Origin of the sequence: Streptosporangium sp. NPDC049248, assembly GCF_040678965.1 — a bacterium.
Taxonomy (GTDB): domain Bacteria; phylum Actinomycetota; class Actinomycetes; order Streptosporangiales; family Streptosporangiaceae; genus Streptosporangium; species Streptosporangium fukuiense.
The window spans coordinates 13,439-29,067 of sequence record NZ_JBFAQY010000014.1; the positions used below are offsets into that span (position 1 = coordinate 13,439).

Here is a 15,629-nt window from a genome sequence, read left to right on the forward strand (position 1 = left end):
CCTCTCCTCCCGAGCAGGTGTGACATGCCGCAGAACTCCCGCGACCGTACGGACATCAAGACCGCGAGCAAGGGCTACGGAAGCGTCTCGACGCGCAGCAAGACCAAGCCCGAACGTGACAAGAAGAAGAAGGACGAGGAGGACAGGGCCAGAGAGCGGGCCAAGGCCGTGGCGGCGGCGCGCGCCAGGGAGATAGCGAGCCGGCCCGCGGCCAAGGCGGGGACCCGCGACGACGAGAACTTCCACGCCGCCTTCATCCAGATGGGCCAGGGCGACTGCACGATCATGTGCACCCCGGAGGGCCGGGTCGTGATGATCGACTGCGGCTCCGACTCCTACCGTGAGGTGATCGGAGCCGATGAGGATCTGCCGGAAGCCGGGGAGGAAGAGGACGAGGAGAAGGAGACGAAGAAAGACCTGGAGACCCTGCGGCGGATCATCGGCGGCACCCTGAAGCACGAGAAGTTTCTCAAGGGCAGCAACACCGTGGACCTGCTGATCCTCACCCATCCCGACGCCGACCACTACAACAAGCTCTCGGCCGTGATGGACGACAGCGTCGAGTTCCAGAAGGTCTACCACAGCAAGTCGCGAGCTCACTACTCCAAGGGGGGCACCAGCGCCTGGATCCTGGCCCACGCCGCCGACGAGAACCTCATCTTCGAGGTGGATCACCACAGGAACGGTGCCGACCAGGTGATCGCGCTCAACGGCGTGCCCGTCCTCGCCCCGCCCGAGGACGAGGACCCGCCCGAGGGCGGCGTGCTCGACGGCAAAGGCGGCATCCTCGTCCTCGACGAGCCGAACTGCAAGATCTCACTGCTGTCGGGCAACGTGAACACGACCGCCCACAAGGACCACAGCACGCCCGCGAACCGGGGCAGCCTGGTGGTCCTCATCGAGGTGTTCAAGAAGAAGAGGCTGCTGCTGTCCGGAGACGCCACCCTCAACACCGAACAGTACGTGGTGGACCACCACTCGGCCCGGATCGGGAGCGTCGACCTGGCGACCGCGAGCCACCACGGCAGCGACAACACCTCCGCCCTGGCCGCGTACGTGACAGCGGTCAAGCCCAAGCAGCTCCTGGTGAGCGCGGGCAAGCAGATCAAGATGCACCACCTGCCCTCCGCGGCCGTCCTGAACCGGTACATGGCCGTGATGGCGACGGCGCAGAAGATCCCCGAGCACACCCTGTACTACTGGGCTCCGGGCGGGCTCAACAGCTACAACGCCGAGTCGATGAAGACCGAGCTGCCCGTCTACATCACCGGCTCCTACGGAACCTGGCCGTACTCGATCCTCGCCAAGGACAACAAGTGATGACGCCCGAACAGCTCAAAGCGGCTCTGCATGCGGGGGGCACGGCCCTGGACCTGGACGTCGCGGCGCTCGGCTCGGCCCTGCTCTCGGCCCACCTCGGGGAACGATTCACCCTCGGCGCCGTCACCGGGCGCACCGAGCTCGCGAACGGCGTGACCGTGACGGGTACCGGCACGAGCGGCCCGTTCACCGGCCTCGCGGTGACCGCCACCTTCACGAGTGACGGCTCGGCGGTCACCGCCGACGTCACCGGGGCCGGTGACGAGAGCTGGACGTTCGTCACGGCCTACCCCGTGCTCAAGGCCACCGTCTTCGAGACGCTCCGCTTCCGGCACCCGGAGCTCCATCTGACCCCGGCCGGGCTCGCCTTCACCGGCACGCTGATCATCACCACCCCGATGGCGCCGCTGGACCTGATGATGCCCGGCGCGGTCCACGCGGTGACCGGCGAGATCGAGATGGTCACCGAGATCGAGGGGCTGGGCCTGGACATCACCCCCGTCCCGGACATCGTGCTCTACGGCCCCGAGAACCACACCCTCGACCTCGGGCTGATCACCCTGACCGACCTGCGGTACGAGATCTTCGCCGACCCGTGGCTGAACTACGCGACCGGCGACATGGACCCGCGGGGCCGGATCGCGCTGACCGGCGCGATCCCGTTCACCGCGTCGGGCACGACGCACCAGGTGCTCATCGGTGCCGACATCTTCGGCTGGGGCGAGAGCCTCGTGTTCAAGGCCGATCTCGGAGAGCTGGGCGAGGCCGCCTTCGAGGAGATCGCCGCCTTCCTCGGGCAGGGCTCGCTGGACATCCCGTTCGACGTCGAGGTCACCGCCCCGGTGGTGCCCCGTGACCTCACCGTCCGCCTCACGCCGAAGGCCACCCGGATGATCTCCCACGTCTCGCTCACCCTGCAGACGTCGCACGAGTGGGATCTCGGCCTTTTCGTCGTGCAGGCCCTGGACCTCACCTTCCGGGTGGACGACCCGCTCGGCGAGGCCCGCGTCACCGTCGGGCTGGCGGGCCTGTTCGGGATCGGTGAGCACGGCACCCTGGAGATCAGCGCGGGGCTCGGCGACTCCCTCGCGCTCGGCGGCGCCCTGCGCGAGGGCGACCCGCCGCTGAGCATCCGCGAAGTCTGGCGGGAGTTCACGAACGAGACCGACGCGACCCACCTGCCCGACCTCAAGGTCGAGCACTTCGACCTGTCGGCGGTGCTCCCCTCGGGGACGAACCCGCTGACCGTCTCGGCGGTGCTCGAGGTGGACGGGCAGTGGAGGATCGCCGAAGGCGTGATGCTGGAGGACCTGAGGTTCGCCTTCGACATCGACGACGACGTCACGTTCGCCTCCTCGGCGGCGCTGCTGGTCTCCACCGTCGGGGTGTACGTCTCGGCGACCTACGACGCCGCCGAGGGCTGGAGGTTCGAGGGCGGCAGCAGGCCGGGGCGGCGACTGCCGATCGGTGAGATGATCGGCTCGCTGTCGGCGCGGTTCGGCGCGCCGCCGCTGCCCGCACCGCTGGCCGGGCTCACCGTGCACGACCTGGCGGCCTCCTTCGCGACGAAGACCGCGCGGTTCCTCTTCACCGCCGGCATGCGCTTCCCGATCGACACGACCGAGGTGGACCTGACCGTCGCGATCGACACGTCGGCGGGCACGTACGACGGGATGATCGCGGTCCTGGTGAGGCCCGGCCTGGCGTTGGACTTCGGGGTGCACTTCGCGCGGCAGGCAGGCGCGAACCGGTTCGCGGCCACCTACCGGCGGGGCGGCGCCGCGCCCACGGTCAGGGAACTCGTCGCGGCGCTGGCGCCCTCGGCGGCGGTGGACATCCCGGAGGACATCGTGGTGGGCGTCGACGACGCGCTGCTCGCCGTCGAGGGCGACACCCACGTCTTCGAGGTCGACCTCACGGCCAAGGTGGATCTGTCCAAGCTGCCCGTCGTCGGGCCGCGCCTGACCGGGGACCAGGTCGTCGGGTTCGATCCGCTGCGCATCGTGGCCACCACCGGGACGCTCACCTCCGAGCAGGTCACCGCGCTGAACGCGATCCTGCCGCCGGACGTGGCGCGGCTGGAGGCCGAGGAGTATCCGAAGGGGTTCGCCTTCAGCGGACACCTGCGGCTCGGTCCGCTGGAGCGGGCCGTCACGCTGCCCGTCGGCACGCCCGCCCAGGTGACGCCCACGCAGGCCAAGACCGCCGACGACGTGCTGTGGTACAGGGCGCAGGCCGACTTCGGGCCGGTCCACGTCGAACGGGTGGGGCTGGCCTACGAGCACGTGCCGGACCGGCCAGCGCGGCTGGCCGTGCTGGTGGACGCGTCGATCTCGGCGGGTGGGCTCACACTGGCCTGCGACGGGCTGTCGGCGGTGGTGTCGCTGGCCGACCCGACCGCCCCGCCGGTGTTCGACCTGGCCGGGCTCGGCGTCTCCTACACCGGCGGGCCGGTCACGGTGAGCGGGGCGTTCCTGGCGAACACCGTGACGTACGAGGGCAGGAACCTGCCCGCCTACAGCGGCAAGGCCGTCATCGGCACCGAGACGTTCACCGTCGGCGCGCTCGGCTCCTACATGCAACTGCCCGAGGGGCCGTCACTGTTCGTGTACGCCTTCCTGGACTACCCGGTCGGAGGACCCGCGTTCTTCTTCGTCGAGGGGATCGCGGCCGGGTTCGGCTACAACCGGAGGATCGTCGCACCGCCCGTCGAGAGGATCGCCGACTTCCCGCTGGTGGCCGAGGCCGTCGGCGCGGTCGTACCGGGCACCCTGGCGACCGAGCTGGCCCGTCTGGAGGACGACCTGCCGCCCTCGCCCGGCGACCTCTTCCTCGCGGCGGGCGTCCACTTCACCTCGTTCAAGATGATCGACTCGTTCCTGCTGGTGACGGCCCAGTTCGGGCACCGCTTCGAGATGAACGTGCTCGGCCTGTCCACCCTGGTCCTGCCGGTGGCGGACGCGGCGCAGGCGGGGGTCACGCCCGTCGCCGAGATCCAGCTCGCGCTGAGGGCGAGGTTCGCGCCGGACGACGGGTACTTCTCGCTGCAGGCGCAGCTCACGTCCAACTCCTACCTGCTGTCGCGAGCGTGCCGCCTGACGGGCGGGTTCGCGTTCGTCACCTGGTTCGGCGACGAGCACCGGGGCGACTTCGTGCTCAGCGTCGGCGGTTACCATCCGCACTTCGGTGTGCCCGACCACTACCCGGCCGTCCCGCGGCTGGGATTCTCCTGGCAGGTCACGCCGCAGCTCAGCATGAAGGGCTCGGCCTACTACGCCCTCACCCCCGGCGCGCTGATGGCGGGGGCCGCGCTCAGCGCCGTCTACGAGGACGGGTCGCTGCGGGCCTGGTTCGACGCGGCGATGGACTTCCTCATCGCCTGGCAGCCCTACCACTACGAGGCCGGGCTGCGCATCGGCGTCGGGGCCTCCTACACGTTCGAATTCCTGGGCACCCACACGATCACCGCGCACGTCGGTACCGACGTGCGGTTCTGGGGGCCGGAGTTCGGCGGCACGGCCACGATCGACCTGGACGTCATCTCGTTCACCATCTCGTTCGGGTCCTCGTCCGGCGCGTCGGCGCGGCCCGTTCCGTGGGGCCGGTTCAGGACGGCGCAGCTGCCGGCGGACGCCGACGTCGTCACGGTCGTGTTGCGCGGCGGCTCGCCGAAGGACTCCTCGGGTACCTACCTGGGCGCGGTCGACCCGGCCGGCCTGGAACTGCTCGTCGACTCGGCCGTGCCCGCCACCTCGGCCATGTCCGCGGGGACCGCGCTGGAGGGCACCGGGGCCGAGCCGTTCGGGATCGCGCCGGTGGGGGCCGCCCCCGGCACGTTCACCTCGGTCCAGACGATCAAGATCACCCGTGGCGGGGACACGGTGAACTCCGCCTTCCGGTTCGAGCCGGTCGGCAAGAGCCTGCCCGCCGCGCTGTGGGGCGACCGGCTCACCCCGTCGCTGGGCAGGCCGGCGCTGCGCGACGACCTGCTCGCCGGGTACGTGATCCGGCCGAACCCTCCGCGGGAACCGGCGACGACCCAGATCCTTCCGTTGTCGAGGCTGAGGGCGGCCACGTCCCTGTCCAGCGACCCGGCCTTCTCCTGGACGGAGCTGCCGGCGTTCACCCGGGCCTCCGACCAGAGGCTGGACCTGGCGGCCGGGGCGCGGGCCCGATCGGCCATCGCGGGCAAGCTGCTGCCGGGCCTGCGGATCGACCTGAACGGGCTGACCGCGACCGATTTCCTCCAGGCCCCGGAGGTGGGCTCGCATGGCTGACGACCTGACCTTCCTGGCGTACCGGCGGCCGTCCCTGCCGCTGGGCGACTACACGATCAGGGCCACGCAGGACCTGAGGAGCGTCGCTCCGGCGGCCGGGGTGGATCCCACCACCTTCGAGACGACCCGGACGTTCAGCGTGTCCGGGGACCGGTTCACGCTGACGCCCGGGACGGTGCGGTCGGTGTTCCCGCCGAACGGGAGCCTCGGCGAGCACTCCACCGTGCTGCCCCACGTGGTGCTCGACCGGGCGACGCTGCCGTGGGAACGGAGCGCGACGGCGCAGACCGGGGTGTCGGCGACGGCGCCGCCCTGGCTCGCCCTGCTGGTGTTCAGCGGGGACGAGGAACCGATACAGAAGACCGTCACGCTTGGGATGCTCGCCTCGGGAGGGGCCTACATTCCGGCACCGACCCTGGAGCGGGGACAGAACGGGGCCGACCCGGTGAACGTGATCGACGTGCCGCGCTCCCTGCTGGTCTCGATCATGCCGAGCCTGAACGACCTGGAACGGCTCGCGCACGTCCGCCGGGCCGATGAGGAGACCGCGGTCGTCATCGCCAACCGGCTTCCCGCACCGGGGGTCTCCTCCACCGTCCACCTGGTCTCGATCGAGGGACGCTACGGCGCCTCGGGGTTCGGCGCGGGGCCCGACGCGCCCGGCGCGCTGGTGCGCCTGGTGACGCTGGCCGGCTGGCGGTTCTCCTGCGTGGCGAAGGAGTTCACCTTCCCCTACCTGGTCCGGGCGCTGGCCCATGGGGGACGGCCCTTCCGGCTGCCCGACAGCGGGGAGCCGGCGGCCGAGCCGTTCCTGCGCCAGGGGTACGTGCCCGTCGCGCACACGCTGCGGCAGGGCGGGCGGACGGCGTCGTGGTACCGGGGGCCGTTCGTCACCGGCGACTCCTCCGCCGACACGCGCTTCGGCGTCCGCACACCGGACGAGCTGTTGCGCTACCACCCGTCGACCGGGATGCTCGACATCGGCTACGCCGCGGCGTGGCAGCTCGGACGGCTGCTCACGCTCCAGCACGCAGCGGTGGCGAGAAGCGTCTACACCTGGAAGCGGCGCCGCGCCATGGCGGAAGGGCGCGACGAGCCGTCCGGCCACCCGCTGGAGATCACCGGCATCGACGACACGATGCCGGACGACGTGAAGGTCTTCCTCGACGACCTCGCGCGGTTGCGCGGGGTGCCCTACCGCTACCTCGTGCCGGACGAGCGACTGCTGCCCGTCGAGACGATCCGCTTCCTCCAGCTCGACCCGCGCTGGATCGCCCATCTGCTGGACGGGGCGACGAGCGTCGGCCGGGTCACCAGGGCCGACGCCGACCGGGACCGGCTGAGGCCACCACCGGTGGACACCTCGAAGATCACCGGGGCGCTGATCCGTTCCGACCTCGTGTCGGGCTATCCGGGGTTGCTCATCGACGGGTACGCCTCGGCCGACGAGAGCGAGCCGCTGCCGTTGCTGCGGCTCGAACGGCTGTCGCCGACGGTCCTGCTCTGCCTGTTCAAAGGTGTACTGGGCCGTTTCGACCTGCGCCGGCCTCCCGAGGAGCAGCACTTCGGCGTGGAGCCGCCGGCCGAAGGCCCGGCCGCGGGCCGGTTCGGTAAGACCCTGCGCGCCGCCGACGGCTCACCGGGCCCGTCGATCCCGCCGCAGACGCTCGGCGCGTCCAGAACGGTGCCCGTTACGGCCCTGACGAACGCGATGGCGGAGACCCTGAGGGGGTCTCCCTCCGTCTTCGACTCGGCCGCCTTCGCCCGCCAGATGATCGAAACCGCCGAACGCGTCACGTTCCTCCGCATCCCCTGAGGCCGTTCACGGCGCGGCAGCCGACATCCGGCACGCGCCCCACCCGTGGTGTCGTGAAGCCCTCGGCACGAAAACCTGTGGCCAGGTGTCGTGCCGAGGCGGTTTACTGTCACGGCATGACGATCTTCGGTCCCGTGATCGACACCCGGCCCCTGTTCCCACGCGAACGTCGCGCGCTGCTCGACCTGCTCGGATCACTGGATCCGCAGGACTGGGAGCGGCCGACGGTCTGCCCGGGGTGGAATGTTCATGACATCGTCGGACACGTCCTCAACGACTACCTGCGTCGGCTCTCGGGCGGTCGGGACGGGTACCGCGGCGCCGTTTTCGCCGACGATGAGACGTTGCCCGCCTACCTGGCACGTGTCAACGAGGAGTTCGTCCGGGCGTTTCGTCAATGCAGCCCACAGGTGATGATCGAGCTGCTGGCCCATCTGGGCCCCGAGCTCGACGCCCTGTGGTCGGTCCGCGACCTGGACGCCCCCGCCGATCTGGACGTGTCCTGGGCCGCCACCGATCTGACCAGTCCCGCCTGGCTCGACATCGCCCGCGAATACACGGAGTTCTGGGTCCACCAGCAGCAGATACGCGATGCCGTCTCCCGTCCGGGCGCCGGTGACCCGGATCTGCTGGGTCCCGTCATCGACACGTTCCTGCGCGCGCTGCCCCACACCCTGCGGGCCGAGACCCGCCCCGAGGGCACGGTCATGCGATTCGACGTCACCGGCTCGGCAGGCGGTGTCTGGTTTGTCGCACGACAGGCCGGTCGATGGCACATGGCTCCTGGCGACACGGTGGACGAACCCGTCGCGCATGTCACGATGGATCAGGATGTGCTCTGGCGTCTCGCCAGTCGGGGAATCACCGTCGAGGAGGCGCGACGACGCTCGGGCACGCACGGCGACCTCGGCCTGACCTCGGCCGCGACCACTCTCCTCGCGGTCGTCCGGTAACCCGCACGGCGGGTCCTTCGTCACCGAGACACCGGAACGGGGTGGCACCCGGCCGGGGTGGAGCGTCCCGCGCGACCGGAGTGGTGGCGATCCGCCCGATGCCGGTGGGACTTCGGTCGCGCTGACAGGGCCGCCGCCTGGGTGCGGCGCTCCATGCTGAGCTTGGACAGCATGTTGGAGACGTGGTTCTTGACGGTCTTCTCGGCCAGGTGCATCCGCTCGCCGATCTGCCGGTCGGTCAGACCCTCGCCGATGAGTTCCAGGATGTGCCGCTCCTGGTCCGTCAGCGCCTCCAGTCGTCGCCGTACGACCTCGCGGGTCACGGGCCGAGCCCCCGGGGCCAGATCTTCCCCTCGCCACCTGGGTTAGGTTAGGCTAACTTTAATCGCGTGCCTCCTCCCGTAAAGAGCGCGTACCTTGCCAAACGGCTGGCCGGTCTGTGCCTGCTGGGCGGCCTGCTGCTGCTCGCCGTGCTGGCCGGCATCGTGATCGGTGCCAAGCAGATCCCGCCCGACCAGGCCCTGGCCGGGGTGTTCTCCCCGGACGGCTCGGAGAATGCACTGATCATCCAGGAGTTGCGGCTGCCGCGCACGCTGCTGGGGGTCGCCGTCGGGGCGGCGCTGGGACTGGCGGGCGCGCTCATGCAGGCGCTGACCCGCAACCCCCTGGCCGAACCCGGCCTGCTCGGTGTCAACGGCGGCGCCGCGGTGGCGGTGGTGGCGGTGATCGGCCTGTTCCGGGTGGACGATGTCCTCGTCTACGTGTGGGCGGCGTTCCTCGGGGCGGCCGGAGCCGCGCTGCTGGTCTACCTGATCGGGTCGCGTGGCCGTTCAGGCGCCACACCCGCGCGGCTGGTCCTGGCGGGCGCCGGGATCAACGCGGTGTTCAGCTCCCTGTCGGCGGGGATGATGCTGCTCAGCCCGCGCAGTTTCAACGGCTTCCGTTTCTGGCAGGTGGGTTCGCTGTCCGGGCGTGACCTCGCCGTCTTCATGCGGATCGGCCCGTTCCTGCTGGCGGGAACGGTGCTGGCGCTCTGCCTGGCGCGACCGCTCAATGCCCTGGCCCTGGGGGAGGACACGGGGCGGGCGCTGGGCGCCCGGCCCGGCCTGACCCGTGCGCTGGGGGCGCTGGCGGTCGTGGTGCTGTGCGGTGCCGCCACGGCGGCGGTGGGGCCGATCGCGTTCATCGGGCTGGCGGTGCCCTTCGTGGTCCGGGCGCTGGTCGGTCCCGACCAGCGCTGGGTGCTGTCGTACTCGCTGCTGCTGGCGCCGGTGCTGCTGCTCGCCGCCGACGTCGCCGGGCGCGTGGTCGCGGCGCCCGGCGAGCTGGAGACGGGCATCGTCACCGCGTTCCTGGGCGCCCCCCTCCTGGCGCTGATGGTCCGTCGCGGAAGGGTTCCCCAACTGTGAGCACGAGTCGTGTCCTGCGCGTCGGGACGATGTCCCTGCGGTGGGAGCCGCGCGTCGTCGTGGTGTGCGTCGCACTGGTGGCCGTCACGCTGGGGGCGGCCGTGTCGGTGGTCGGCAGCGGTGACTTCCCCATCTCCGCCGCCGAGGTGGTGGGAGCGCTGACCGGGCAGGGGGACCGGGCCACGGAGTTCATCGTGCTCACGTTGCGCCTGCCCAGGGTGTTCACCGGCCTGCTCGCCGGCGCGGCACTCGGCTTGAGCGGGGCCGTCTTCCAGAGCGTCACGCGCAACCCGCTGGGCAGCCCCGACATCATCGGGTTCACCACGGGGTCGGCCACCGGCGCGCTGTTGCAGATCCTGGTCATCGGCGGTGGCGCCGTCGCCATCGCGGCCAGTTCCGTCCTCGGCGCGGTGCTGACCGCGCTCGCCGTCTATCTGGTCGCCTACCGGGGCGGGGTGCACGGCTACCGGCTGGTCCTGGTCGGGGTCGCCGCGGCCGCGATGCTTGAGGCGTTCAACGCCTACCTCGTCACCCGCGCGGAGTTGCGCGAGGCGTACGAGGCGGCATTCTGGCTCACCGGCAGCCTGAACGGCAGGGGCTGGCAGCACGCCTGGCCACTCGCCCTGGCCATGGCGGTGCTCGTACCGGTCGCGCTGGCCTTCGGGGGCCGGCTGCGCATGGGCGAGCTCGGAGACGACGCGGCCCGGGCGCTCGGCGTGCCGGTCCAGCGGACGCGGGCCGCGCTCGTGGTGATCGGGGTGGGACTGGTGGCGGTGGCGACCGCGGCGGTGGGGCCGGTCCCGTTCGTCGCGCTGGCCGCGCCGCAGCTGGCGCGCGGGCTCACCCGCAGGCCAGGTACGCAGCTCGTGCCGGCCGCGCTGATGGGCGCGGCGCTGCTCGTCTTCAGTGACCTGGTGACACTGCACCTGCCGGTCGCGGTGCCGGTCGGTGTGGTCACCGGCGTGCTGGGCGGCGTCTACCTGATCTGGCTGCTGTCGACGCGATGAGCCACCGCACGCGCGCCCGGGCACGGGCGGCGCGGCTAGGCGTCCTGAGATTCGGTCTCCAGGGTCGCGCCGCGCAGGCCGGTGAGCGTGAGGGCCAGGGCCAGCGCCAGCGCGGCGCTGGCCGTTCCGTACACGACGATCGCGGCACCGGGGGCCAGGTAACGGCCGAGCGCGCCCGCGCCGAGCGCGCCGACGGCCTCGCCGCCGGTCTCCTGGGCGGCCCACAGGGCGTTCACCCGGCCGAGGTAACCGTCGGGGGTGTGCGCCTGGATGAGGCCGTAGCGGATGATCTCCTCGATGGACGCGACGAAGCCGTACCCGAAGAGGATCGCGACGGCGAGCGCGGGATGCCGGGCCAGCCCGAGGCAGGCGAGGAGCACGAAGCCGCAGACCGACGCGACGAGCAGCGCCCTGCCAGGTGCGCGCGAGTGCACGACCCACCCGCTGGTGATCGAGCCGAGCACCGCGCCGCAGGCCGGCGCGGTGTAGAGCAGGCCGATCGTGGCGGGACCACCGCCCAGCTGCAGGGTCGCGAACGCGGGCATGAGCACCGGAATGCCGCCCGCCACCATGAACAGCAGGCCGAGCAGCATGAGCGAGCCGACGACGCGGTGGGTGGCCACGAACCGCAGTCCGGAGCCGATCGCCCTCAACGGGTTCTCGGTGACCACGACGGCCGGTCTCAGGGCGGGGAGCCTCGTCAGCAGGCCGAGGGTGACCAGGGTGCCGAAGGCCGCGGCCGCGTAGTTCCAGCCGACGCCGAACGCCGAGATGGTCAGGCCGCCGAGCGCGGGAGAGATCATCGAGCCGAGTCGTACGGTCAGCGCGTTGAGCGCGCCCGCCGCGACGAGCTTGTCCGGGGGGACCAGGGCGGGGGTCGCGGCCAGCAGCGCGGTGACGCTGACGCCGGTCGCCAGCCCGTCCCAGGCCGCGAGCACGTAGATCGCGGCCAGTGAGGGGGAGGGCAGGAAGGCGTTCAACGCCAGCAGCGCGAAGCCCAGCCCGGCCGTGCCGCGCGCCAGGAGCATCAACCGGCGCCGGTCCTGCCGGTCGGCCAGCACCCCGCCCCACAGGAACCCGGCGAGCAGGGCGAACCCCTCGGCGGAGGAGACGGCGCCGACATGTACCGTCGATCCGGTCATCGCGTAGACCTGTACGGGCACCGCGACCAGGAGCATGCCGATGCCGAAGACCGACACGGTGCGTGCGACGAACACGTCGCGAAAGGCCCTGCTGGTTCTCAGCGGGCTGACGTCCATGGCCAGACGGCGCAGCATCTTCGGGCTTCTCCTTGGCGGGCGAAATCAGTAAGGTGAGCCTAACCTTAGTTGACCTTCGGGAAAGAGGACAGAGCAGTGCAGCGGGTCCTTATGAATGGAAAGATCCACCGTGCCACCGTGACCCAGGCGGACCTGCACTACGTGGGTTCCCTGACGATCGACGCCGAGCTGATGGCCGCCGCCGACATCGTCGAGGGTGAGCAGGTCCACGTCGTCGACATCGACAACGGCGCCCGTCTCGTCACCTACGCGATCACCGGTGAGGCCGGCAGCGGGGTCATCGGTGTCAACGGCGCGGCCGCCCACCTGGTTCATCCGGGGCACCTGGTCATCATCATCTCGTACGGGACGTTCGACGCCGCGGAGGTGGAGGCGCACCGGCCCAAGGTCGTCCACGTGGACGGCGCCAACCGCGTCGTCGCGCTCGGCTCCGATCCGGCCGAGCCGGTCGCCGGTGCGGCGGCCCAGATCGCGGGGCGGTGACCGATGGAGGGGTTCACTCCGTGGCCCGAGGAGTTCGCGGTGCGCTACCAGGCCGAGGGATACTGGAGCGACCGGCTGCTCGGCGACGTGCTGAGCGGGGGCGACCCCGAGCGGACCGCGCTCGTGGCCGGGGAGGAGCGGCTGACCTACGCCGAGCTGGACCGCCGGGCCGGCCGCACCGCCGCAGGCTTCGCGCGGCTGGGCATCCGGCGGGGTGACCGCGTCGTGGTGCAGCTGCCCAACACCGCCTCCTTCGTCGTCGTCTTCCTCGCTCTGGTGAGGATCGGCGCCGCCCCGGTGCTGGCCCTGCCCGCGCACCGGGGGAGCGAGATCGGCTACCTGTGCGAGCTGAGCGAGGCCAGGGCGTACGTCATCCCCGACGCTCACGGCGGGTTCGACTACCGAGACCTGGCCCGTTCGCTGGCGGTGGAGCATGTCGTGGTGGACGGGGACGCCCAGGAGTTCCGCGCGCTGGCCGACCTCGACACCGGCGCGGAGACGGACATGTCCGACGAGCGCCCCGACCCCGCCGACGTGGGGGTGTTCCTGCTCTCCGGCGGCACCACCGGGCTTCCGAAGCTCATCCCGCGCACCCACCGCGACTACGTCTACAACCTGGAGGCCAGCGCCGAGGTCTGCGGCTTCACCTCCGAGACCGTCTACCTCGTGGTGCTCCCGGTCGCGCACAACTTCGCGCTCGCCTGCCCGGGCGTCCTCGGGGTGTTCGCCAAGGGCGGCACGGTCGTGCTGGCCCCCTCCGGGGCGCCCGACGAGGCGTTCCCGCTCATCGAACGGGAGAGGGCGACCGTGTGCGCGGTGGTGCCGCCCATCGCGCTGCTCTGGCTGGAGGCGGCGTCCTGGTCGCGGGAGGACCTGTCGTCGCTGGAGCTGCTGCAGGTCGGCGGTGCCAAGTTCGCGGCCGAGCGGGCCGCGCAGGTCCCCGGCGTGCTGGGCTGTGCGGTGCAGCAGGTGCTGGGGATGGCCGAGGGACTGCTCAACTTCACCCGCCTGGACGATCCCCGGGAGCTGGTCGACACCACGCAGGGCAGGCCGCTGTCGCCGGCCGACGAGATCCTGGTGGTCGACTCCGGCGACGTGGAGGTCGCCCCCGGCGAGGTCGGCGAGTTGCTCACCCGCGGTCCCTACACCCTGCGCGGCTACTACCGCGCGCCCGAGCACAACGCGCGCTCCTTCACCCCCGACGGTTTCTACCGGAGCGGAGATCTGGTGCGGGTGCTCCCCTCAGGCCATCTCGTCGTGGAGGGCAGGGTCAAGGACCAGATCAACCGGGGCGGTGACAAGATCTCGGCCGAGGAACTGGAGAACCACCTGCTGGCCCATCCCGCGGTGCACGACGCCGCCGTGGTCGGTATGCCGGACCCGGTGATGGGGGAGCGCACCTGTGCCTTCCTGATCGTGCGGGACCAGGCGCCGACGCTGCGGGAGGTCAAGCAGTTCCTGAAGGAACGCGGCGTGGCGGGATACAAGTGGCCCGACCGTGTCGAGCTGGTCGACGCCTTCCCCCGCACCCCGGTCGGCAAGGTCAGCAAGAAGGAACTCGCCGCGGGTCTGCGCTGAGCGCCGCACGCACGAGACGCCGGGGAAGCGGGCGTCTCGTGCGTGTGGCGCCCCTGCCCTCGCGACCTGGGGAAAGCGCCCTCGCGCGCACGGCAGGGGCGTCGCTCACCCGCGCGCGACCACGTACGGGGCGATGCTGGAGAGCTTCTCGCAGGTCTCCTCGTACTCGCGCTCGGGCGTCGAAGCGGACACGATGCCGGCGCCGGCCCGCAGCCATGCCCGGCCGTTCTCGGCGTAGAGGGCGCGCAGCACCAGGGCGGCGTCCATCGACCCGTCCCGCGAGACGGTCAGGACGGCCCCGGAGTAGAGCCCGCGCCGCTCCTCCAGCCGGGTGATCGCGTCGATCGCCTCCGGCTTGGGGATGCCGGAGGCGGTCACGCCGGGAAACAGCGCGTCGAGCGCGTCCCAGCAGGTGCGGCCGGGTGCCAGCTCGCCGCTGACACTGGAGCCCAGGTGCTGCACGCTGCCGCGTTCCTTCACCGCCATGAAGCCGGTGACCCGGACCGTGTCGGTCGCGCACACCCGATACAGCTCCTGCTGCGAGGTGCGTACCGAGACCGCGTGCTCGAAGATCTCCTTGGGGTCGCTCTCCAGCTCGTGGCGGGTCAGCGAGTCCGTGCTCTCCCCCCGGCCGAAGGCCCGCGTGCCGGCCAGTGGCTGGGTCGTGACCGTGCCGTGCCCGTCGACGCTCGCCAGCACCTCGGGGCTGAACCCGGTGGCCTGGAAGCCGTCCAGGTCGAGGAGGAACGAGCGGGCCGGGGTGTTGGCGACACGACCGCACACGTACGTCGCGACGACGTCGACGGGGAACGGGATCGGCAGCCGGCGGGAGACGATGACCTTCTGGTAGAGCCCGGCGGCGATCTCGGAGACCGCCTGCGCGACCCGCGACCGGTAGTGGTCGCCGCCGGAGCGCACGTCGACCGGCGACGGTGCCGCGATCCGGGACGGGCCTGGGGCGGACAGCAGCCTGGCGACCCGATCGGCCTCGCCGGCGTCGGCGCTCACCACCAGCGCGCGTCCCGCCTCGACGCGCACCTCGGTGCGCGGCACGATCAGGTGGGCGAGCCGGCCCGCCGGGACGCTCGCGGCGAACTCGAACGCGATCCAGCCGTAGGCGTTCCAGGCCGGCCAGGGGGCCGCGCCGAACACCGCCTCCAGCGCCGCGGCCGGCCGGCCCGACCACGGCTCTTCCACGGAGGGCCCGTCCGGCCAGCGGCTGCGCACGACTCCGGGGTCGAGGATCACCTCGCCCGACACCCCGCCCGCGAAGGTCCACAGGCCAGGTCTTTCGTACACGATGTAGTCGTCGAACAGCCCTGAGCCGGCCAGGCGGGTGACCAGGTGCAGTGGATCGACCGGGCTGTCGACGACCACCTCCGTGCGCACCTCATCCGTACCGATGCCAAAGGACACAAGACCCACCCCTCTGAGGGACCGGAAAATCCGATCAATTTAGGCAAGGCTAACCTTGTGCCGATTTAATAGGCAAGGCTAACCTAACCT

At 71.3% G+C, this 15,629-nt stretch carries 10 protein-coding genes and 1 pseudogene; 8 read left to right on the forward strand and 3 right to left on the reverse strand.

Annotated features, from left to right (window positions below):
- Nucleotides 1-24: 24 nt before the first annotated feature.
- The 4 genes from AB0K21_RS24430 to AB0K21_RS24445 all read left to right on the forward strand — a co-directional run bounded on the left by AB0K21_RS24430 (nt 25) and on the right by AB0K21_RS24445 (nt 8,366).
- The gene (locus AB0K21_RS24430) at nt 25-1,320 is read left to right on the forward strand and encodes a hypothetical protein (protein WP_364153406.1); all 1,296 of its coding nucleotides are present in this window, start codon (nt 25-27) and stop codon (nt 1,318-1,320) included.
- On the forward strand, nt 1,320-5,597 hold the full coding sequence (locus AB0K21_RS24435) for a DUF6603 domain-containing protein (protein ID WP_364153409.1): 4,278 nt from the start codon (nt 1,320-1,322) through the stop codon (nt 5,595-5,597). The genes AB0K21_RS24430 and AB0K21_RS24435 overlap by 1 nt, the downstream gene beginning before the upstream one ends.
- The gene (locus AB0K21_RS24440; RefSeq protein ID WP_343965057.1) at nt 5,590-7,413 is read left to right on the forward strand and encodes a hypothetical protein; all 1,824 of its coding nucleotides are present in this window, start codon (nt 5,590-5,592) and stop codon (nt 7,411-7,413) included. The genes AB0K21_RS24435 and AB0K21_RS24440 overlap by 8 nt, the downstream gene beginning before the upstream one ends.
- A 116-nt stretch (nt 7,414-7,529) precedes the next feature.
- Nucleotides 7,530-8,366, forward strand: a complete 837-nt coding sequence (locus tag AB0K21_RS24445) for a maleylpyruvate isomerase family mycothiol-dependent enzyme (protein ID WP_364153412.1) — start codon at nt 7,530-7,532, stop codon at nt 8,364-8,366.
- Between the two features lie 20 nt (nt 8,367-8,386).
- Here AB0K21_RS24445 and AB0K21_RS24450 read toward each other — a convergent pair.
- Nucleotides 8,387-8,668 (reverse strand): annotated as a pseudogene (locus AB0K21_RS24450) (LuxR C-terminal-related transcriptional regulator); the annotation flags it as partial.
- Nucleotides 8,669-8,755: 87 nt separating this feature from the next.
- On the opposite strand from AB0K21_RS24450, the gene AB0K21_RS24455 reads away from it, so the two are divergent.
- Together AB0K21_RS24455 and AB0K21_RS24460 are read left to right on the forward strand one after the other, a co-directional pair.
- Entirely contained in the window at nt 8,756-9,775 is a 1,020-nt protein-coding gene (locus AB0K21_RS24455; RefSeq protein ID WP_364153415.1) for an iron chelate uptake ABC transporter family permease subunit, read from the forward strand.
- Complete coding sequence (locus AB0K21_RS24460; RefSeq protein WP_343965051.1) at nt 9,772-10,782, forward strand: iron chelate uptake ABC transporter family permease subunit; 1,011 nt, start codon at nt 9,772-9,774, stop codon at nt 10,780-10,782. The genes AB0K21_RS24455 and AB0K21_RS24460 overlap by 4 nt, the downstream gene beginning before the upstream one ends.
- Before the next feature lie 35 nt (nt 10,783-10,817).
- On the opposite strand, the gene entS is transcribed toward AB0K21_RS24460, so the two are convergent.
- On the reverse strand, nt 10,818-12,059 hold the full coding sequence (gene entS, locus AB0K21_RS24465; protein WP_343965049.1) for an enterobactin transporter EntS: 1,242 nt from the start codon (nt 12,057-12,059) through the stop codon (nt 10,818-10,820).
- Between the two features lie 78 nt (nt 12,060-12,137).
- Between entS and panD the strand changes: the two genes are divergently transcribed.
- Nucleotides 12,138-12,545, forward strand: a complete 408-nt coding sequence (gene panD / locus AB0K21_RS24470) for an aspartate 1-decarboxylase (RefSeq protein ID WP_343965047.1) — start codon at nt 12,138-12,140, stop codon at nt 12,543-12,545.
- 3 nt (nt 12,546-12,548) lie between these two features.
- Entirely contained in the window at nt 12,549-14,123 is a 1,575-nt protein-coding gene (locus AB0K21_RS24475) for an AMP-binding protein (protein ID WP_364153420.1), read from the forward strand.
- A gap of 105 nt (nt 14,124-14,228) precedes the next feature.
- Here the strand turns inward: AB0K21_RS24475 and AB0K21_RS24480 are convergent, their stop codons facing one another.
- Nucleotides 14,229-15,539: a salicylate synthase gene (locus AB0K21_RS24480; protein ID WP_343965043.1), complete on the reverse strand. Its 1,311-nt coding sequence runs from the start codon at nt 15,537-15,539 to the stop codon at nt 14,229-14,231.
- Nucleotides 15,540-15,629 lie beyond the last annotated feature (90 nt).

What these genes read in the sequence shown, in the direction of transcription:
- AB0K21_RS24430 (WP_364153406.1), top strand. Translation starts at nt 25, where the DNA reads ATGCCGCAGAACTCCCGCGACCGTACGGACATCAAGACCGCGAGCAAG.
- AB0K21_RS24435 (WP_364153409.1), top strand. Translation starts at nt 1,320, where the DNA reads ATGACGCCCGAACAGCTCAAAGCGGCTCTGCATGCGGGGGGCACGGCC.
- AB0K21_RS24440 (WP_343965057.1), top strand. Translation starts at nt 5,590, where the DNA reads ATGGCTGACGACCTGACCTTCCTGGCGTACCGGCGGCCGTCCCTGCCG.
- AB0K21_RS24445 (WP_364153412.1), top strand. Translation starts at nt 7,530, where the DNA reads ATGACGATCTTCGGTCCCGTGATCGACACCCGGCCCCTGTTCCCACGC.
- entS (WP_343965049.1), bottom strand. Translation starts at nt 12,059, where the DNA reads ATGCTGCGCCGTCTGGCCATGGACGTCAGCCCGCTGAGAACCAGCAGG.
- AB0K21_RS24475 (WP_364153420.1), top strand. Translation starts at nt 12,549, where the DNA reads ATGGAGGGGTTCACTCCGTGGCCCGAGGAGTTCGCGGTGCGCTACCAG.